This window comes from Zoogloea sp. (genome assembly GCF_044344315.1).
Lineage (GTDB): Bacteria > Pseudomonadota > Gammaproteobacteria > Burkholderiales > Rhodocyclaceae > Zoogloea.
In genome coordinates this window covers 1-17,616 of sequence record NZ_JBIJDC010000100.1, presented here as the reverse complement: position 1 = coordinate 17,616, position 17,616 = coordinate 1, and the positions used below count along the sequence as shown (strand labels likewise).

The window sequence follows — 17,616 nt, the reverse complement described above, 5'->3', positions numbered from 1 at the left end:
CGCGAGCGCCAGGGCCTGAACCGCTTCCGCCGCCGCGGTTTGAGGCGTGTCCGCCTGGAGTTCCGTCTGCACTTGACGGCTTATAACCTCGGGCGGGCGCTGGCGTACGCCCGCCGGCGGCGCTTTTTGGCCCTCGTATTGCGATTGGCGTGCCCTCTGAGCAGGCTTTGCCCGCCAACGAGACAATGGCGTGGGTGGCTCACCGGCAGGCGCCCAGCGGCGCTACGCGTCCGATTGACCCCGGCGTAGCCTGGTTTGGCGTGAAATGCGGGGGTGAAAAGGGATTTACAACACCCTCTTCAGTCGCCCATCCACGCGCTGCTCACAGACAGACCCCAGATCGAAGTCCCTCCCCCTGATCGACGCCCGCGGGCGACTGAAGTCGCCCCTACCGTCCTGCCAGCCGGCGTCGGTCCCTTCGGAGCAGGGTTGCGTTCATTCACGCCCACATTTGCCCCCACTCCGTGCGACGCTATGGGGCTTGATCCATCCGGACTGTCTTTCATGCACATCGATCTGCGCGACCTGCGCCTGTTCATCCACATTGCCGAGAGCAAGAGCCTGACCCGCGGGGCGGAGCGCAGCCACCTGTCGCTGCCGGCGGTGAGCGCGCGGGTCAAGGAGCTGGAGAGCCAGGCCGGGGTGCGCCTGCTCTACCGGGCGCCGCGGGGGGTGGCCCTGACGCCGGCAGGGCAGAGCCTGCTGCAGCACGCGCGCATCATCCTGGGCCAGATCGAGCACATGAAGGGTGATCTGCAGCGCTTTGGCGAGGGGGTACAGGGGCATATCCGGGTGTTTGCCAACACCACGGCGGTGACCGAGTTCATGCCCGAGGTGCTGGCGACCTTTCTGGCGGGCCACCCTCAGGTGGACGTGGACCTGCAGGAGCGCCTGACCGCCGAGATCGTGCGCGGGGTGCTCGATGGCACCACCGATCTGGGCATCGTGTCGGGGGCGGTGGATGCGGACGGGCTGGAGAAGCACCATTTCAGCACCGACCGGCTGATCCTCGCCGTGGCGCCGGGGCACCCCCTGGTGGCGCGGGAGTCGGTGTGCTTTGCCGACATGATGGATTACGACTACATCGGCCTCCACGATGGCAGCACCCTGCAGGATTTCGTGAACACCCTGATGCAGAAGGGCCGCCACAAGCTGCACATCCGCGTCCAGGTGAGCAACTTCGAGTCGGTGTGCCGGATGGTCGAGGCCGGGGTGGGCATCGGCATCGTCCCCGAGTCGGCAGCCCGCCGGCATAGCCGCACCATGAAGATCGTCACCAAGCCCCTCGATGAGAGCTGGGCCGTCCGCGAGCGCTACGTGCTGACCCGGCGCGGCGATTCCCTGCCCAGCTTCACCCAGGCCCTGATTGACACCATCATTGCCTACCCGGGCCACGCCGAGAGCCGGCGCTAGGCCAGGGGCATCGGTGGTTCTCGCCACCTGTGGAAGTGAAGGCTAAGATCACGCCCAGGTCCTGAACGGAAACATCAAGGCCCGTGCTGCGCATGGGTTGGGGAGAGAGTGGCTTGCCTGTGTATTTGGGACGATTGTGCGTGTGGCTGTGTGTGCTGGTGTCCTGCGTCGGGGTGCCGGCGCAGGCTGCCCAGCCGGTGGTGGTGCAGCTCAACTGGAAGCATCAGTTCGAGTTTGCGGCTTTCTATGCCGCCGAGCGTCAGGGCTATTACAAGGCGGCCGGGCTGGAGGTGCGTATTGTAGAGGGCGGGCCCGGCGTCGATGTGGTGAAGGAGGTGGTCGAGGGGCGTGCCGACTTCGGGGTGGGCACCTCGGCCCTGGTGGTAGACCGGGCCCGCGGCCAACCGGTGGTGGTGTTGGCCACGATGATGCAGCATTCTCCGGTGGCCCTGCTGGCCTCCAAGGTGGTCGGGGTGCAGAGTGTGCTCGATCTGGCCGGCCGGCCGGTGTCCATAGACCCCCACACCCGCGACGAGATCGAGGCTTTCCTGCGGGCCTCCGGCCTGCCCAGTGAGCAGATCCAGCTGGTGGACCAGTCTGACTGGACCCTCGGCCCGCTGGAGGCGGGCAAGGTGGCAGCGGAGGCCGTCTACCTGTCCAACGAGCCCTTTCTGATCCGCGGACGGGAGCACCAGTTTCTCTTGCTGACACCGCGCTCGGCGGGCATCGACCTGTTCGGCAACATGCTGTTCACGTCCCGCTCTGCCGTAGCGGCGCGGCCGGAGGTGGTAGCCGCCTTCCGTGAGGCGACCCTGCGCGGCCTGGTGTATGCGCTGGCCCATCCGGATGAGCTGACCGACCAGATCATTGCCGGCTACAACACCCAGGGCAAGTCGCGGGAGCACCTGCTTTTCGAGGCGGCCCAGATCCTGGAGCTGACACGCCCGGACATCGTGGAGGCGGGTTACATGAGCCCGGGCCGCTGGCGTCACGTGGTGGATGTGTATGTGCGCCAGGGCAAGCTGCCCAAGGATTTCGAGCTGGGGGACTTTCTGTACGACCCGCAGCCGTCGGCGCGGGTGCCGCCCTGGCTGGTGGGGGCCCTCGTGGCCTCCTTGCTGGCCCTGGTGGTGGCGCTGGGTGTGGTGGCCAAGGTGCGCGGGCTCAACCAGGCGCTGCGGGGCGAGATGGGGGAGCGGGAGGCCGCCGAGCAGGCCCTGCAGACCCGCGAGGCCCAGTACCGGGAGCTGGTGGAGAACGCCAACGCCCTGATCCTGCGTCTGTCGCCCGACGGCACGGTGACTTATTTCAACGAATGCGCCGAGCGCTTCTTCGGCTATGCCGCCGCCGAGATCGTGGGCCGCAGTGTGATCGGTACCATCCTGCCGGCGCGGGATGAGCGCAGCGGCCGTGACCTGGGCGAAATGCTGAGCGCCATCATCACCGACCCGGCCAGCGGCGAGCACAACGAGAACGAGAACCTCACCCGGGACGGCCGGCGGGTGTATGTGCGCTGGGCCAACCGGGCCATCCGGCGGCCCGACGGGAGCCTCGCCGGCCTGCTGTGCATCGGCCAGGATGTGACGGCCCGGCGGGTGATGGAGCAGGAGCTCGCCGCCCACCGCAGCCTGCTCGAAGAGCAGGTGGCCCTGCGCACCATGGAGCTGGCCCACGCCAAGGAGGCGGCCGAGGCGGCCAGCCGGGCCAAGAGCGCCTTCCTGGCCAATACCAGCCACGAGATCCGCACCCCCCTCAACGCCATCATCGGCATGACTCACCTGCTGCGCCGCTCCGGGGTGAGCGACGATCAGGCCGAGCGCCTGGACAAGATCGAGACCGCCGGGCAGCACCTGCTGGAGATCCTCAACGCGGTGCTCGACCTCTCCAAGATCGAGGCCGGCAAGCTGAGCCTGGAGCGCACCGGCGTGGTGGTGGACGCCGTGGTGCACAACGTGGTCGCCATGCTCCACGACCGGGCCGTGGCCAAGGGCCTGGTGCTCGCCGTGGATCTGCAGCAGGGGCTGCCACCCGTGCTGGGCGACCCGACCCGCCTGCAGCAGGCCCTGCTCAACTATGGCAGCAACGCGGTCAAGTTCACCGGCCAAGGCGGGCGCGTCCACTTCCGCACCCGGCTGGTGGAGGAGAACGCCGCCGGCCTGCTGGTGCGTTTCGAGGTGGAGGACACGGGGATCGGCATCGCCCCGGACAAGCTCGGGCAGATCTTCTGGGCCTTCGAGCAGGCCGACAGCTCGACCACCCGGGAGTACGGCGGCACCGGCCTCGGGCTGGCCATCACCCGCAAGCTGGCGGCGCTGATGGGCGGCGCGGCCGGGGTGTCGAGCGAGCCGGGGGTGGGCAGCACCTTCTGGTTCACCGCCCGCCTCGCCCGGGGCGTGTTTCAGCCCGTGACCGGCTTGCTGCCCGACCCGGACGAGGCGGAGGCCTTGCTCGGCGAGCGCTTTGCCGGGCAGCGCATCCTGCTGGTGGAGGACGATGAGATCAACCGGGAGATCGCCGTGGAGATGCTGGCCGAAACCGGCCTGCTCATCGACACCGCCGAGGACGGCCAGGTGGCGGTGGAGATGGCCACCGCCACCGACTACGCGCTGATCCTGATGGACATGCAGATGCCGCGCCTCGACGGCCTGCAGGCCACCCTGCAGATCCGCGCCCTGCCGGGGCGGGCCGGCACGCCCATCGTCGCCATGACGGCGAACGCCTTTGCCGAAGACCGGGCGCGCTGCTTCCAGGTGGGCATGAACGACTTCATCCCCAAGCCCGTCGAGCCCGACCTGCTGCAGCAGGTCGTGCTCAAGTGGCTGGAGCGGCACCTCAGCGGCATGTAGCGGCGGCCTTCAGCCCACCTGGATGGGGATGCGCCGGGGCTGGGCGTGTTCCACCTTGGGGATGCGCAGGGTCAGCACCCCCTGGCTGAATTCGGCGGCCACCCGGTCGGCGTCGAGCTCCTTGGACAGGGTGAATACCCGCCGGTACACCGACAGCCCGACCTCCGAGTGAATGGACTCCAGCCCTTCCGGAGCGGGCAGGGCGATCTCGCCCTCGATGGTCAGGGTGTCGGCTTCCACGTGCAGGTGCAGCCTGTCCCGGGAGACGCCGGGCAGGTCGGCATGGAGGGTGATGCCGGCGCCATCCTCAATCACATCCACGGGGGGCAGCAGGGCTTCGGTGGCACGGGTGGCCTCGGTCTGGGCGGGCTGGCGCAGTTGGGTGTTGTCACTCATGGTCGGCTCTCCTTACTGGACGGGGATGCGACGGGGCTGGCTGGCGGCCTTGCGCTGCACGCTCACATGCACCACGCCGTCGGTGTAGCGGGCTTCAACGGCGTTCGGGTCCACGTCGTCGGGCAGGGTCACCACCCGGCGGAAGCGGCCCGAGAAGCGCTCGTCGATATGTACCGTGGCCGGGGCGTCCTTGGGCGGCAGCACGCTGGCACGCTCGCCGGCAATGGTCAGCACACCTTTCTCCAGCTGCACATCCAGGCTGGTCGGGTCGATGCCGGGGGCGAAGGCGTAGATCTCCACGGAGCGGGCCGTGCTGCCCACGTTCATGGCCGGGTAGCCACCCCGGGCACTGCCGCGAATGCTCGGCGACAGGTCGCCACCCCCTTGCTGCAGGCCACGCTGGATCCGGTCCAGCTCGGCGAACACGTCACGGGGAAACAGGGATCGGTAAAACATGCGGACTCCTCCTCGTCTGACGCGGGCAGCACACCGTGGCTACCCCTGTCTCCGATATGGGAACCGCGTCTGCAGGTTTCAAGAGCCCGCGTGAAGCTGGCTGGAGGGCCCGTAGGGGCGACTTCAGTCGCCCATCGTGCGTTGATCACCGACATGCCCTTGATCACAGTCCGCGGGCGACTGAAGTCGCCCCTACGAGTCGCCCCTACGAGTCGCCCTGGCAGGTCGCGCCGAGCGTCAGGCGGGGGTTTTGAGGATCAGTTTGACCCCACAGGGTGGGGCCTGACGCTTACTGCATGAAGGGGTAGTCGGTGTAGCCCTCGGGGCCGGGGGAGTAGAAGGTGGCGGGGTGGGGCTTGTTGAGGCTGGCGCCGGCCCTGATGCGGGCGGGGAGGTCGGGGTTGGCGAGGAAGGCGGTGCCGAAGGCCACGGCGTCGAGCTGCCCGCTTTCGATGGCGCCGGCGGCCTCTTGCGGGGTGTAGCCCATGTTGCCGATCAGCACACCCTTGTAGTGGGCCCGGGCCGGGGTCAGCACGTCGCCCTGCTGCTGGCCGAAGAAGTCGCCGCGCATCACGTGCAGGTAGGCCAGCGGGTGGTCGTTGAGGCGCTGGGCAAGCCAGGTGATGAGCCCCACCGGGTCGCTGTCGAGCATGTCGTTGTAGCTGTTGAGGGGCGACAGGCGCAGGCCGACACGGCCTTCGCCCCACACGCCAACGCAGGCGTCGAGCACTTCCAGCATCAGGCGCGCGCGGTTCTCGATGGGGCCGCCGTAGGGGCCGCTGCGGGTGTTGCTGCCGTCGCGCAGGAATTCGTCCAGCAGGTAGCCGTTGGCGCCATGCACCTCGATGCCGTCGAAGCCGGCGGCGAGGGCGTTCTCGGCGGCCTTGCGGAAGCCGGCGACGATGCCCGGCAGCTCGTCATCGGCGAGGGCGCGGGGGGTGACGTAGGGCTTCTTGCCTTCGGGGGTGTGCACCTCGTCGTTGCGGATGGGCAGGGCGCTGGGGGCGACGGGCTGGGCGCCATTGTTGAGCAGCGGGTGGCAGGCCCGGCCGCCGTGCCAGACTTGCAGGAAGATGCGCCCGTCGGCCTTGTGCACTGCGTCGGTCACCTGCTTCCAGCCGGCCACCTGGGCTGCCGAGTGGATGCCCGGCTCGTGCCAGAAGGCGGAGTTGCCCTCCATGGCCATGGTGGCCTCGGCGATGAGCAGGCCGGCACTGGCGCGCTGGGCGTAGTGGGTGGCCATCAGGTCGCCGGGCACGTGGTCTTCCTCGGCCCGGCAGCGGGTCAGGGGAGCCATCAGGATGCGGTTGGGCAGCGTTACGGCGCCGGCCTTCAGGGGCTGAAACAGAGCGGACATGGGCAGGTGTTCTCCGGAGTTGAACGGGCGGTGGCAGGGGGTGGGTGTTGGGGGTGAGGTGTCAGTGGCCGATCCACGGCAGGGGCGGCGCGACCAGGCGGCGGGTGCTGCCCGCGACGGCGCCGAAGCGTGGGTTGCCGGCTTCCCAGTCGCGCTGGGCGGCGGCGATGGCCTCCCGGCTGTGGCCGACGAAGTTCCAGGCCATGAGCACCGGCTGGGCGAAGGGCACGCCGCCGATGACCAGCAGGCGGGTGTGGGCGGCGAGTTCCAGATGGATGCTGTCGGCGCCCGGCGCGAAGCAGGCAAAGGCATCGCTGTCGAAGGTCTCGTCGCCGATGCGCAGGCTGCCCTCCAGGGGCAAGATGCCGTATTCGAAGCCGGGGTCGAGGGGCAGTGTCAGCCAGGCTTCGCCGCTGCTACAGATGTCCAGCCCGATCAGGGGCGAGTGCAGGCGTGCCGGTGACTGGCGCTCGCCGTGGCGCCCGGCCAGCAGGGTCAGGGTGCAGCCGTCCTGCGCCCACTGGGGCAGGACCGGGTGATGTTCAAAGGCCGGCGGGCAGTCGGCGTGTTCCGGTGGCAGGGCGATCCACAGCTGGGCGGCGTGCAGGCGGCGGGCTTCGGGCAGGGAGTCTTCGGTATGCACGATGCCGTGGCCGGCGGTCATCAGGTTCACCTGCCCGGGGCGGATCACCTGCTCGTTGCCCAGGCTGTCCCGGTGCAGGACTTCGCCGTCGATCAGCCAGGTGAAGGTCTGCAGGGCCGTGTGCGGGTGGGCGCCCACGTGCATGCCGCCGCCGGGGCCGAAATCCACCGGTCCGGCGTGGTCGAGGAAGCACCAGGCGCCGATCATGCGGCGTTCGCGGGTGGGCAGGGCGCGGCGCACGTGCAGGCCTTCGCCCAGGTCGGCGCTGCGCGGGGTGATGCGTTCGATCGGCGGCATGGGGGGGCTCCTTCGGGCTGTCCGGTATGGAGGGGGCGGGCGGCCTATTCGTTCCGCAGCAGGGGGCGGGTCTGCCAGTTGTAGCGCATGGTGAGCATGCGCACCACGAAGAACAGGGCGATGGTGGCCCAGGCGGCGGGCACGGTATCCACCCCGAAGGCCAGGGTCAGGGCCAGGAAGGCCAGGTTGGCCATCAGCAGCACCACGGCGAAGAACTGGCCGGGCTGGAGGATGAAGGGAACGTCGCGGACGATCACGTCGCGCAGCACGCCGCCGCCCACCCCGCTCACCGCCCCCACCAGCACCACCCCGGGCAGCGGGATGCCGGCCCCCAGGGCCAGCTGCATGCCCACCACCGCAAAGGCCGGGGTGCCGACGGCGTCGATGGTGCTGACCAGCTTGTCCACCACCGGCAGATTGGCAATGCGCTGGTGGAGCAGGGCGATGAGCAGGGTGGCCAGGGTGATCAGCGGCAGGTAGACCGGATCGGTGAGCACCGGCGGGGTGCGTTGCAGGAACAGCCCGTCGCGCAGGATGCTGCCGCCCACCGAGGTGAGCAGGGCCAGCACGAACAGACCGACGATGTCGCAGCGCTTGCGCAGGGCCACGATGGCGCCGGAGAGGGCCCAGCTGAAGGTGGCCAGGTAATCGAAATAGACCGGGACGTGAAACTCGGCGGCCATGGGTGCTGGCTTCCGGGCAGGGTCAGCGCCGCTGTCTCAGGTACAGGGCCTCGACTTCGGCGCGGGCCCAGGGGGTGCGGCGCAAGAACTTGAGGCTGGACTTGATGCTCGGCTCGAACTGGAAACAGCGGATGTTCACCTGGTTGCCCAGGCTGTCCCAGCCGTAGCGCTCCACCAGTTCGGTGAGCATGCTTTCGAGGGTGATGCCGTGGAGGGGGTTGTTGGGTTGGTCGGTCATGGGGAGAAGATTCGTGGGCGGGCGGCGGGAACTTTGATCCTGTTTGCACGCTCTGCCAAGAGCCCGGCTACAATCCCGCCGTTGATTTTGCGAGTTGCCCTCTTGCTGCGTCGTGTTCTCATCCTGCTGCTGATGCTCCTGCTGCCCCTCCAGGCGATGGCAGGCAGCCTCGCGCCCCTGTGCCGGCACGTGGCCGACGCGCAGGTGGCCGTGGCGCAGGCCGACGCGGGTGAGCATGTGCACTGCCTCGAAGCCATGGCCGCGGCGGCCGCTGATCCGTCGCCCGACGCCCCGGCAGCGGCCGATGCCTGCTGCGACGACTGCAGCGTGTGCCACCATGTGGCCTTCTCCCTGTTCTCCCTGTTCTCCCTACCCGTTGTTCCCGGCGCCGTGGCCTTCAGCCCGGTGCGGGTGGCGCGGGATCTGCCCCCGAGCGCAACCCGCGTTCCGCCCCAGCCCGACCGTCCCCCCAGAGCTGCCGCCGCCTGACGCGGACGGCAGTCTTTCGCGCTTTTCCCCCGTTTGATGCGTAGCCTCCGGGCCGCGCCACCTGCCGTCCGCATGTTCTCCATCGTTTCTCTGCGAGGATTTCATGCGACGCCTGTTCGCCCTTTTTGTACTGCTGTGCTGCGCCCTGGCGGCGACGGCACGGCCCGCCGCCGCGAGCCTGACCGAGTTGCTCGATGCCGCCTGGCAGCGTGACCCCCGCGCCCGGGCCCTGGATGCCCGCCGGGACGAGGTCTCCGCCCTGGCCGAGGTGGCCGCCGGATGGACCCCCGGCCCCGGATCGGTGGGTATCGCCAACCGCAATGACCGCCCCTTCGACAACCGCGGCCGCCAGGAGTGGGAGCTGGAATATGCCCAGCCCGTGTGGCTGCCCGGCCAGGCGGCCGCCCGCCGGGACGAGGCCGGCACCGCCCTGCGCGCCCTCGACGCCGAGCGCGCGGCCCTGCGCCTTGAGCTGGCGCGCCGCCTGGTGGACACCCGCCTGGCCTGGCTGCTGGCCCGGGGCCAGGCCGGCCTGGCCGAGCACCGCCTGACAGTGGCCCGCCAGCTCGCCGACGACCTGGCCCGGCGCGTCACGGCCGGGGAGGCGCCCCGCTTCGATCTCAACCTGGCGGAATCGGAACGCCTGGCCGCCGAAGCCGCCGTGGCCGAGCAGGACCTGACGGCGAGGGAGCTGGCCCGCCGCTTCCAGGTGCTGGCCGGCAGCCCGCCGCCCCCTAATCTGGAAATCGTGCCCGCCGAGGCCGTTGGCGCCCCCCACCCCGGGCTGGTGGCTGCCCGGGAGGCCACGGCCCTGGCCCAGGCACGCCTCGCCACCACCCGCCAGAGCCTGCGCGACAACCCGGAGGTGGGCCTGCGCCTGCGCCGGGAGCGCGACGCCAGCGGCGCCGAGTATGGCGATTCGATCAGCCTGCGCCTGGTCATTCCGCTGGCCTCGGCCCCGCGCACGGCGGCCCGGGAGGCGGCGGCCATTGCTGCCGTGACCGAGCGCGCCGTGGCCGCCGAGCAGCTGCGCAGCCAGTTCGAGCAGGACCGGGCCCAGGCTGCCGACCAGCTGGCCACCGCGGCCCGCCTGGAAGAGGCTGCCCGGGCCCGCCAGCGCCTGGCCGCCGACAACCTGGGCCTGGCCGACACGGCCTGGCGCCTCGGCGAGCGCCCTCTGGAGGCCCTGCTGCGGGCCCGCGCCGCCGCCTTTGATGCCGACACCGCGGCCCTCCGCGCCCGCCACACCCGCGAACAGGCCGAGGCCTGGCGCGACTACCTGAAGGGAAGTGCCGAATGAGCCCCCATAGCCTGATCGCCGCCCTGGCGATGTCATTCATCACCCTGCCGGCCTCGGCCCATGAAGGCCATGACCACGGCGCCGCCCCGGCCGCTACCGAGGCTGGCTGGTCACCCCGCGCCACAGCGCGCAGCGACGACTTTGATCTGGTCGCGGCCATGGACGGCGCACAGATGCTGCTGTGGCTGGACCGGGGCAGCGACAACGCCCCGGTCACCGACGCGCAGATCGAGGTGGAAGCCGGCGCCTGGAAGGGCGTGGCCCGGCCGGCCGGCGACGGCAGCTACCGGGTGGATGCCGCGGGCCTGGCCCGGCCGGGAAATCATCAACTGGTTTTCACCGTGCAGGCCGGCTCGGCGCTGGATCTGCTGCCGGCCACCCTGGTGCTGCCTGCCGAAGCCGGCAGCACCGATCATGGCGAGCCCCGTGCGGTGCTGCCGGTGGTGGCCGGTGGCATTGCCGCCGTGGCCGCCCTGGGCCTGTGGTGGCGTCGCCGGAGGGCCGCAGCATGAAGCGCGCCGTCCTGATCCTGGCCCTGCTGTGGCCCCTGAGCGGTCTGCCCCATGAAGGCCATCAACACGCTGCCGACACGGTCCCGGTGGCGGCCCCGCCGGTGGATGCCCCGCGCCGCCTGGCCGATGGCCGGCTGCAGGTGGCCAAGGCCTCCCAGCGCCTGTGGCAACTGCGTACCCAGGTGGCGCGGGAGAGTGAAGTCTCGGCCAGCGTGGAATTGAGCGGCCGGGTGGTGGCCGACCCCTCCGCCGGTGGGCGTGTGCAGGCGCCCTTTGATGGCGTCGTCGAGGCCGGCCCCCGGGGCCTGCCCCTGCCCGGGCAGGCGGTGAAGGCGGGCGAGGTGCTGGCCTGGCTGCGCCCCAGCCTGCCGCCCCTGGAACGGTCGGCACGCCTGGCGGCGCGGGCCGAGGTGGAGGCGCGCCTCGGCATTGCCCGTCAGCGGGCGGCGCGGCTGGCCCGGCTGGAGGGCAGCGTGGCGCAGAAGGACATCGATGCGGCCCGGGCCGAGGCCGACGGGCTGGCGCGCCAGTTTGCCGCCCTGGGCACGGCCCTGGACGGGCGCGAGGCCCTGCGCGCGCCGGTGGCAGGTATTGTCGCCGTGGCCCGGGCCACCACCGGGCAGCGGGTCGAGGCCGGGGCCGAGCTGTTCGAGGTGCTGCGCCCCGACCGCCTGATGGTCGAGGCCCTTGCCTATGACCCGGCCCTGGTGGCCGGGCTGGATACGGCCCGCGGCGAGGCGGGCGGCACTGCCCTCGAACTGCGTTTTGCGGGGGGCGGGCGCGGCCTGCGGGAAGGCACCTTACCCCTGTTGTTCCGCGTGGCAGGCGCGCCGCCCCTGGCGGTGGGCCAGCCGGTGAAGGTGTTTGCGAGCCTCAAGGGGCCGGCCGGCAAGGCCCTGGTGCTGCCCCGCGAGGCCCTTGGCGGCAGCGGCGAGGACGTGAGCGTGTGGGTGCACGAGGCGCCGGAGCGCTTTGCCCCGCGGCGGCTGCGGGTGGCCCCACTGGACACCGGCCGGGTGCGGGTGGTGAGCGGGCTGGCCGCCGGCGAGCGAGTGGTGGTACAGGGCGCCCACCTCCTGGGGGGCGTGCGGTGAGCGCCCCGACCAATCTCTTCGACCGCCCGGTGGGCTGGAGCCTGGCCAACCGGGTGCTGGTGCTGGCCGGGGCGCTGGCCCTGGTGGTGGCCGGTGTGCTGGGCCTGCGCAGCCTGCCGGTGGATGTCTTCCCCGATCTGGACAAGCCCACCGTGACCCTGATGACCGAAGCCGGCGGCATGGCCCCGGAAGAGGTCGAGCAGCTGGTCAGCTTTCCGCTGGAGACGGCCATGAACGGCATGCCCGGGGTGACCCGGGTGCGCTCGGTGTCGGGCATCGGCCTGTCCATCGTTTACGTGGAGTTCGACTGGGGCAGCAACATCTGGCGCAACCGCCAGAGCGTGGCCGAACGCCTGGCCGCGGTGCGCGAGCGCCTGCCCGCCGGCGTGGCGCCGCAGATGGGGCCCATCGCCTCCATCATGGGCGAGGTGCTGCTGATCGCCCTGCCCATCGACCCGGCCAGCACCAACCCGATGGCGGTACGCGAGTACGCCGATTGGGTGTTGCGCCCGCGGCTGTTGTCGGTGCCCGGCGTGGCCCAGGTGATCCCCATTGGCGGCGGGGTGAAGCAGTGGCGGGTGATGCCCGACCCGACGCAGATGCGCGCCCTGGGTATCAGCCTGGACCAGCTGGAGACGGCAGTGGCGGGCTTTGCCGCGAACAGCGCGGGGGGCTTTCTGGAGCGTCAGGGGCAGGAGTGGCTGGTGCGCGGGGTGGGCCGCAGCCGGCGTATCGATGACCTGGCCAACCTGCCGGTGGGCAGCCCGCGGGGGGTGGCGATCCGCCTCTCCCAGGTGGCCGAGGTGGGCTTTGCCCCGGCGGTGGCCCGGGGCAGCGCGGGCTTCGACGGCCGGCCGGCGGTGATCGTGTCGGTGCAGAAGCAGCCCGGCACCGACAGCATCGCCCTGACCCGGGCGGTGGAGGCCGCCCTCGACGAGGTGGCCGCCAACCTGCCGCCGGGCATTGCCAAGCCGCGCTTCCTGTTCCGTCAGGCGGATTTCATCGAGGCGGCCCTGGGCAATGTGGAGGAGGCCCTGCGCGACGGAGCCATCCTGGTGGCCATCGTGCTTTTCGCCTTCCTGATGAACACCCGCAGCACGCTGATCTCCCTGGTGGCGATTCCCCTGTCGCTGCTGGCGTCGGTGCTGGTGTTCCGGGCCATGGGCCTGTCCATCAACACCATGACCCTGGGGGGCCTGGCGATTGCCATCGGCGAACTGGTGGACGACGCGGTGGTGGATGTGGAGAACGTGCTGCGCCGGCTCAAGGAGAACCGGCAGCGCCCTGTGCCGCTGCCGGTGCTGACGGTGATCGCCCGGGCCTGCAGTGAGGTGCGCTCCGGGGTGGTGCTGGCGACGCTGACGGTGGTGCTGGTGTTCGTGCCCCTGTTTGCGCTGCCGGGCATGGAGGGGCGGCTGTTCGTGCCCCTGGGGCTGGCCTACATCGTTTCCATCCTGGCCAGTCTGGCGGTGGCGGTGACGGTGACGCCGGTGCTGTGCTTCTTCCTGCTGCCGGGAATGCCCCAGCTCGGGCATGGCGACGGGGCGCTGGTGACCCGCCTCAAGGACGCCCAGGCGCGCCTGCTGGGCTGGGCGCTGCCGCGCAGCGGGCGGGTGCTGGTGGCGGCCGTGGCCCTGGTGGTGGCGGTGGGGGCCAGCGTGCCCTTCTTTCCGCGTACCTTCCTGCCTCCCTTCAACGAGGGCACCCTGACCATCAACGTGCTGCTCCAGCCCGGCGTGTCCCTGGCCGAATCCACCCGCATCGGGCAGCTCGCCGAAACCCTGGTGCGCGGGGTGCCCGAGGTGCTGCAGGTGGGCCGGCGCACCGGCCGCGCCGAGCTGGACGAGCATGCCGAGGGCGTGCACAGCTCCGAGCTGGAGGTGGATCTGCGCGCCGACGGCCGGCCGCGGGCCGAGGTCATCGCCGACATCCGGGCGCGCCTGGCGCGCCTGCCGGCCAGCGTGTCGGTGGGGCAGCCGATCGCCCACCGCCTTGATCACCTGCTGTCGGGGGTGCGGGCGCAGATTGCGGTGAAGGTGCAGGGCGACGACCTGGACCAGATCCGTGGCCTGGCCGAAGACCTGCGCGGGCGCTTTGCCGCCATTCCGGGCATCGCCGACCTGCAGATCGAGAAGCAGGTGCGCATCCCCCAGCTGCGGGTGGTGCTGGACTATCCGGCCCTGGCGGCCCACGGCGTGGCGCCGGCCGAGGTGCTCGGCGTGGTGGCGCGCCTGGTGGGCGGCGAGCGGGTGGGCGAGGTGGTGGACGGGGCGCGGCGCTTCGACCTGGTGATCCGCCTGCCCGATGGCCAGCGCGACCCCGGGCGCCTGACGACGATGCCCGTGGCTGTGCCCGGGGGCGGTAGCGTGCCCCTCGGCCAGCTGGCCCGCATCGAGGAGGGCGACGGGCCCAACCAGATCGCCCGCGACAACGGCCGGCGCCGCATCGTGGTGTCGGCCAACGTGGCCGGCAGCCTCTCCGATGCGGTGGCGCAGATGCGCGGGATGGTGGCCGACATGCCGCTGCCCCAGGGCGTGTCGGTGCGCATCGAAGGGCAGTTCCAGGCCCAGGAGGATGCCCAGGCGCGCATCGCCTGGCTGGCGGCCCTGTCCCTGGCGCTGGTCTTCCTGGTGCTGTACGGGCGCTACCGCTCGGTGCGCCTGGTGGCCATGGTGATGGTCGGCATCCCCGCTGCCCTGGTGGGGGCGGTGCTGGCCCTGTGGCTGTCCGGCCAGCCCCTGTCGGTGGCGGCGCTGGTGGGCTTTGTCACCCTCACCGGCATCGCCACCCGCAACGGCATCCTCAAGATCAGCCACTACCTGCATCTGCACCATGAAGAGGGCGAGCCCTTCGGCGATGCCCTGATCCTGCGCGGGGCGCGGGAGCGCCTGACCCCGGTGCTGATGACCGCCCTCACCGCGGCCCTGGCCCTGGTGCCCCTGCTGCTGGCCGCCGATGCACCGGGCAAGGAGATCCTGCACCCGGTGGCGGTGGTGATCTTCGGCGGCCTGGTCAGCTCGACCCTGCTTGATACCCTGCTGACACCCCTGCTGTTCCGCCGCTATGGCGCGCCGGCCCTGATTGAAACCCCTGTGGCGGCGAGTGCCGTCCCTTCCCAAAACCCCGTCAAAGGAGTCACGCCATGAAACGTCTTGTCCTCACTCTTGCCGCCGCCCTGGTTGCGGCCACTCCGGCCCTGGCCCACGACGACGCCACCCTGGATGCCATGCAGGCCCCCCACGGCGGCCAGCTGCGCATGGCCGGGGCCTATCACATCGAACTGGTGCTGGCCCGGGACGCCCGGGGCGGCAAGCCGGCGTCGGTGAAGGTCTATCTCTCCGACCACGGCGGCGGCAAGATCGCCCCCGCCGGGGCCAGCGGCAGCGTGGTGCTGCTGGCCCCGGCCGGCAAGGTCACGGTGACGCTGGCCCCGGCCGGTGACCGGCTGGAAGGTACGGCCCTCTACACCGCCGACCCGGCCACCAAGGCTCTGGTCAGCCTGCGCTTTGCCGACGGCAAGACCGAAACCGCCCGCTTCGAGCCCTTCAAGCCACGCTGAACAGTGGCGCACCCCCCTGTTGCCATGCCAGAGCGATACCTTTACCGTGTCGCGCTGGCCGGGGCGCCCGGCGTCTGAAGGGGAAGAGGGATGGAAGTGCGTGTGGCGTCTACGGACGCAGAGATCGCCGCCTGTTTTGCGGTGATGCAGGTCCTGCGTCCGGATCTGCAGGAGGCGGGTTTCGTTGCCCGGGTCCGCAGCCTGGCCCTGACCGGCTATGGGCTGGCCTACGGGCTTGAGGGTGAGCGCGTGGCGGTGGTGGCGGGTTTTCGCCTCGGCGACAGCCTGGCGCGGGGGCCTTTTCTTTACGTCGATGATCTCGTCACGGCACCCGAGCTGCGTTCGCGCGGCTATGGGGCGGCCATGCTGGCGTGGCTGCGCCAGTTTGCCCGGGACAGGGGCTGCGCCCGGCTGCACCTGGATTCCGGCCTGCAGCGCACCGACGCCCACCGTTTCTACGAGCGCGAGGGTATGCACAAGTCGGCCTTCCACTTCTTCGCGCTCCTGCCCCCTGCCGACGGGCAGGCCTGAGCCATGAAGGCGTCCATCCTGTATCCCTTGTTCGCCTTGTCCGGGTGGACCCTTCTGATTCTGGTGCTGATTGCCTACCGGCGCATTGGCGCCGGCCTGGCCGGGCGGGTGAAGCCAGCCGATTTCCGCTTCGGCGAATCGGCCGCCGTGCCGCCGGAGGTGTGCCTGCCCAACCGCAACTACATGAACCTCCTGGAGTTGCCGGTGCTGTTCTACGTGGTCGGCCTGATCGCGTTCGTGACCGGCCAGCATTCGGCCCTGCAACTGGGGCTGGCGTGGGCGTATGTAGGGCTGCGGGTGGTGCACAGCCTGATCCATCTGAGCTACAACGACGTCTATCATCGGCTGGCGGCCTTTGCCCTGAGCAACTTCGTGTTGCTGGCGTTGTGGGGGCTGACCTTTCAAGGCGTAGTGGCGGCGGGTTGACCTTCACGTTAACCCGGACAGCCCCACGCCCCCTCGCGTGCTAAGGTCGCCTGCTCGATTCTGAAAGGAGTGGGCATGTCCCCGAGTTTCCGGGACGGCTTGCGGGAGGGCTTTCGCGCCTTCCTGCCCCTGTCCGTCGGCCTCATCCCCTGGGCGCTGGTCACCGGCCTGACCATGGCCGGGGTGGGCTTCACGCCGCTGCAGGCCATGGGCATGAACGTGATCGTGTTCGCCGGCACGGCCCAGCTCGGCACCCTGCCGCTCATCGCCGCCGGTTCGCCGGTATGGCTGATCGTGATCACCGCCTTCGTGCTCAACCTGCGCTTCATCATTTTCAGTGCCGCCATTGCCCGGGGTTTTCATGGCGTGCCCCTGGGGGCGCGCTGGCTGTCTGGTCACCTGCTCACCGACGGGGCCTTTGCCACTTGCCTGGAGAAGATGCTGTCCCATCCGGATCCGCGCTGGCGCCTGGGCTATTACCTGGGGCCGTCCCTGTGGTCCTGGCTGCTGTGGCAGGTCTTTGCCTTCTGCGGGGTGATGGCGGCAGGCTCCATCCCGCGGGGTTGGTCCCTGGAGTTCATGGCCACCATCGCCCTGATCGTGCTGCTGGTGCCCATGGCCCGGGTGCGGCCGATGCTGGTGGCGGCCCTGGTGGGCGGCGGCCTTGCTGTGGCCCTGCGCGGCATGCCCCTGCGTCTGGGGGTGATCGTGGCCATTGTGGGTGGCATTGCGGCGGGCTTTGCGGCCGAGAGCTGGCGCGGAAAGGACCTGCCATGAGCTACGACTGGACCCTGTGGGGCCTTTTCATCCTGCTTGGCCTGGCGACGACTCTGCCACGGGCCAGTTTCATTGTGCTGGGTGAGCGGGCGGCCCTGCCCGAGTCTCTGCAGAAGGCCCTTCGTTATGCCCCGGCCGCGGCGCTGGCGGCCATCGTGGCGCCGGACATCTTCGTGTCGGGCGGTGAGCTCACCCTGTTCAGCCCCCGGCTGGCGGCCGCCGTGGCCGCGGTGCTGGCCGCCCTGCTGTTCCGCAATCCCTGGCTGCCCTTCATTGCCGGCATGGGGGTGTTGTGGGGGTTGGAGAGGCTGCTTTCGGCTTGGATGGGGTGAGCCTTTGCTGGGCGGGGTGCTGGTGTTTGGCGTAACGTTGGCCGGGTCTCGGCCCGGCGGCCGACCTTCTTCTTTGTTGTACGACAAAGAAGAAGGCAAGAAAACGTACCCCGCTGTCGCGCCCCCTTCGGGGGTGCCCTCTTTCCGGGTCCGTCAGGCGGGGTCTGCGCAAACTCGCCCTGCGGGCTCAAACATGCGCAGCCCTTTTTCCGCCTGCCGAACCCTCCAGTCGGCACGCCAGAGGGGAGAGGAAATGCAGGTGATCAA

18 protein-coding genes are annotated in these 17,616 nt (G+C 70.4%); 12 read left to right on the top strand and 6 right to left on the bottom strand.

Going from position 1 to position 17,616, the window contains the following annotated elements; all coding sequences use genetic code 11:
* Window positions 1-504: 504 nt before the first annotated feature.
* Both ACIQ09_RS17720 and ACIQ09_RS17715 read left to right on the top strand, forming a co-directional pair.
* Window positions 505-1,413 carry a LysR family transcriptional regulator gene (locus ACIQ09_RS17720; protein WP_398312958.1) on the top strand — a complete coding sequence of 303 codons (909 nt, stop codon included), beginning with the start codon at window positions 505-507 and terminating at the stop codon, window positions 1,411-1,413.
* A 119-nt stretch (window positions 1,414-1,532) separates the two neighbouring features.
* Entirely contained in the window at window positions 1,533-4,259 is a 2,727-nt protein-coding gene (locus ACIQ09_RS17715) for an ABC transporter substrate-binding protein (protein WP_398312961.1), read from the top strand.
* A 9-nt stretch (window positions 4,260-4,268) separates the two neighbouring features.
* On the opposite strand, the gene ACIQ09_RS17710 is transcribed toward ACIQ09_RS17715, so the two are convergent.
* The 6 genes from ACIQ09_RS17710 to ACIQ09_RS17685 all read right to left on the bottom strand — a co-directional run bounded on the left by ACIQ09_RS17710 (window position 4,269) and on the right by ACIQ09_RS17685 (window position 8,329).
* Window positions 4,269-4,655, bottom strand: coding sequence for an Hsp20/alpha crystallin family protein (locus ACIQ09_RS17710; protein ID WP_398312955.1), 387 nt, complete (start codon window positions 4,653-4,655; stop codon window positions 4,269-4,271).
* A 12-nt stretch (window positions 4,656-4,667) separates the two neighbouring features.
* Window positions 4,668-5,111, bottom strand: coding sequence for an Hsp20/alpha crystallin family protein (locus ACIQ09_RS17705; RefSeq protein ID WP_398312952.1), 444 nt, complete (start codon window positions 5,109-5,111; stop codon window positions 4,668-4,670).
* A 289-nt stretch (window positions 5,112-5,400) separates the two neighbouring features.
* Window positions 5,401-6,468, bottom strand: coding sequence for an alkene reductase (locus ACIQ09_RS17700; protein WP_398312949.1), 1,068 nt, complete (start codon window positions 6,466-6,468; stop codon window positions 5,401-5,403).
* 61 nt (window positions 6,469-6,529) lie between these two features.
* On the bottom strand, window positions 6,530-7,408 hold the full coding sequence (locus tag ACIQ09_RS17695; protein WP_398312946.1) for a pirin family protein: 879 nt from the start codon (window positions 7,406-7,408) through the stop codon (window positions 6,530-6,532).
* Between the two features lie 44 nt (window positions 7,409-7,452).
* Window positions 7,453-8,091, bottom strand: coding sequence for a trimeric intracellular cation channel family protein (locus ACIQ09_RS17690; protein WP_398312943.1), 639 nt, complete (start codon window positions 8,089-8,091; stop codon window positions 7,453-7,455).
* A 22-nt stretch (window positions 8,092-8,113) separates the two neighbouring features.
* On the bottom strand, window positions 8,114-8,329 hold the full coding sequence (locus ACIQ09_RS17685) for a VF530 family protein (RefSeq protein WP_296408937.1): 216 nt from the start codon (window positions 8,327-8,329) through the stop codon (window positions 8,114-8,116).
* A 102-nt stretch (window positions 8,330-8,431) separates the two neighbouring features.
* On the opposite strand from ACIQ09_RS17685, the gene ACIQ09_RS17680 reads away from it, so the two are divergent.
* The 10 genes from ACIQ09_RS17680 to ACIQ09_RS17635 all read left to right on the top strand — a co-directional run bounded on the left by ACIQ09_RS17680 (window position 8,432) and on the right by ACIQ09_RS17635 (window position 17,349).
* Window positions 8,432-8,818, top strand: a complete 387-nt coding sequence (locus tag ACIQ09_RS17680; RefSeq protein ID WP_398312939.1) for a hypothetical protein — start codon at window positions 8,432-8,434, stop codon at window positions 8,816-8,818.
* Between the two features lie 103 nt (window positions 8,819-8,921).
* Window positions 8,922-10,118: a TolC family protein gene (locus ACIQ09_RS17675; RefSeq protein WP_398312936.1), complete on the top strand. Its 1,197-nt coding sequence runs from the start codon at window positions 8,922-8,924 to the stop codon at window positions 10,116-10,118.
* The gene (locus ACIQ09_RS17670) at window positions 10,115-10,630 is read left to right on the top strand and encodes a hypothetical protein (RefSeq protein ID WP_398312933.1); all 516 of its coding nucleotides are present in this window, start codon (window positions 10,115-10,117) and stop codon (window positions 10,628-10,630) included. Before ACIQ09_RS17675 ends, ACIQ09_RS17670 begins: the two co-directional genes overlap by 4 nt.
* The gene (locus ACIQ09_RS17665) at window positions 10,627-11,724 is read left to right on the top strand and encodes an efflux RND transporter periplasmic adaptor subunit (protein ID WP_398312930.1); all 1,098 of its coding nucleotides are present in this window, start codon (window positions 10,627-10,629) and stop codon (window positions 11,722-11,724) included. The genes ACIQ09_RS17670 and ACIQ09_RS17665 overlap by 4 nt, the downstream gene beginning before the upstream one ends.
* On the top strand, window positions 11,721-14,870 hold the full coding sequence (locus ACIQ09_RS17660) for an efflux RND transporter permease subunit (RefSeq protein ID WP_398312927.1): 3,150 nt from the start codon (window positions 11,721-11,723) through the stop codon (window positions 14,868-14,870). Before ACIQ09_RS17665 ends, ACIQ09_RS17660 begins: the two co-directional genes overlap by 4 nt.
* Window positions 14,867-15,283 (top strand): hypothetical protein, encoded by a 417-nt coding sequence (locus tag ACIQ09_RS17655; RefSeq protein WP_398312924.1) that lies wholly within the window; start codon window positions 14,867-14,869, stop codon window positions 15,281-15,283. The genes ACIQ09_RS17660 and ACIQ09_RS17655 overlap by 4 nt, the downstream gene beginning before the upstream one ends.
* Before the next feature lie 90 nt (window positions 15,284-15,373).
* Window positions 15,374-15,814, top strand: coding sequence for a GNAT family N-acetyltransferase (locus tag ACIQ09_RS17650; RefSeq protein ID WP_398312921.1), 441 nt, complete (start codon window positions 15,374-15,376; stop codon window positions 15,812-15,814).
* Window positions 15,815-15,817: 3 nt separating this feature from the next.
* Window positions 15,818-16,240: an MAPEG family protein gene (locus ACIQ09_RS17645; protein ID WP_296408927.1), complete on the top strand. Its 423-nt coding sequence runs from the start codon at window positions 15,818-15,820 to the stop codon at window positions 16,238-16,240.
* 75 nt (window positions 16,241-16,315) lie between these two features.
* Window positions 16,316-17,017 (top strand): AzlC family ABC transporter permease, encoded by a 702-nt coding sequence (locus ACIQ09_RS17640; protein ID WP_398312917.1) that lies wholly within the window; start codon window positions 16,316-16,318, stop codon window positions 17,015-17,017.
* Window positions 17,014-17,349, top strand: a complete 336-nt coding sequence (locus ACIQ09_RS17635) for an AzlD domain-containing protein (protein WP_398312914.1) — start codon at window positions 17,014-17,016, stop codon at window positions 17,347-17,349. Before ACIQ09_RS17640 ends, ACIQ09_RS17635 begins: the two co-directional genes overlap by 4 nt.
* Window positions 17,350-17,616 lie beyond the last annotated feature (267 nt).

What these genes read in the sequence shown, in the direction of transcription:
- ACIQ09_RS17720 (WP_398312958.1), top strand. Translation starts at nt 505, where the DNA reads ATGCACATCGATCTGCGCGACCTGCGCCTGTTCATCCACATTGCCGAG.
- ACIQ09_RS17690 (WP_398312943.1), bottom strand. Translation starts at nt 8,091, where the DNA reads ATGGCCGCCGAGTTTCACGTCCCGGTCTATTTCGATTACCTGGCCACC.
- ACIQ09_RS17650 (WP_398312921.1), top strand. Translation starts at nt 15,374, where the DNA reads ATGGAAGTGCGTGTGGCGTCTACGGACGCAGAGATCGCCGCCTGTTTT.
- ACIQ09_RS17700 (WP_398312949.1), bottom strand. Translation starts at nt 6,468, where the DNA reads ATGTCCGCTCTGTTTCAGCCCCTGAAGGCCGGCGCCGTAACGCTGCCC.
- ACIQ09_RS17635 (WP_398312914.1), top strand. Translation starts at nt 17,014, where the DNA reads ATGAGCTACGACTGGACCCTGTGGGGCCTTTTCATCCTGCTTGGCCTG.
- ACIQ09_RS17705 (WP_398312952.1), bottom strand. Translation starts at nt 5,111, where the DNA reads ATGTTTTACCGATCCCTGTTTCCCCGTGACGTGTTCGCCGAGCTGGAC.
- ACIQ09_RS17640 (WP_398312917.1), top strand. Translation starts at nt 16,316, where the DNA reads ATGTCCCCGAGTTTCCGGGACGGCTTGCGGGAGGGCTTTCGCGCCTTC.
- ACIQ09_RS17685 (WP_296408937.1), bottom strand. Translation starts at nt 8,329, where the DNA reads ATGACCGACCAACCCAACAACCCCCTCCACGGCATCACCCTCGAAAGC.
- ACIQ09_RS17655 (WP_398312924.1), top strand. Translation starts at nt 14,867, where the DNA reads ATGAAACGTCTTGTCCTCACTCTTGCCGCCGCCCTGGTTGCGGCCACT.
- ACIQ09_RS17675 (WP_398312936.1), top strand. Translation starts at nt 8,922, where the DNA reads ATGCGACGCCTGTTCGCCCTTTTTGTACTGCTGTGCTGCGCCCTGGCG.
- ACIQ09_RS17670 (WP_398312933.1), top strand. Translation starts at nt 10,115, where the DNA reads ATGAGCCCCCATAGCCTGATCGCCGCCCTGGCGATGTCATTCATCACC.
- ACIQ09_RS17710 (WP_398312955.1), bottom strand. Translation starts at nt 4,655, where the DNA reads ATGAGTGACAACACCCAACTGCGCCAGCCCGCCCAGACCGAGGCCACC.
- ACIQ09_RS17665 (WP_398312930.1), top strand. Translation starts at nt 10,627, where the DNA reads ATGAAGCGCGCCGTCCTGATCCTGGCCCTGCTGTGGCCCCTGAGCGGT.
- ACIQ09_RS17645 (WP_296408927.1), top strand. Translation starts at nt 15,818, where the DNA reads ATGAAGGCGTCCATCCTGTATCCCTTGTTCGCCTTGTCCGGGTGGACC.
- ACIQ09_RS17695 (WP_398312946.1), bottom strand. Translation starts at nt 7,408, where the DNA reads ATGCCGCCGATCGAACGCATCACCCCGCGCAGCGCCGACCTGGGCGAA.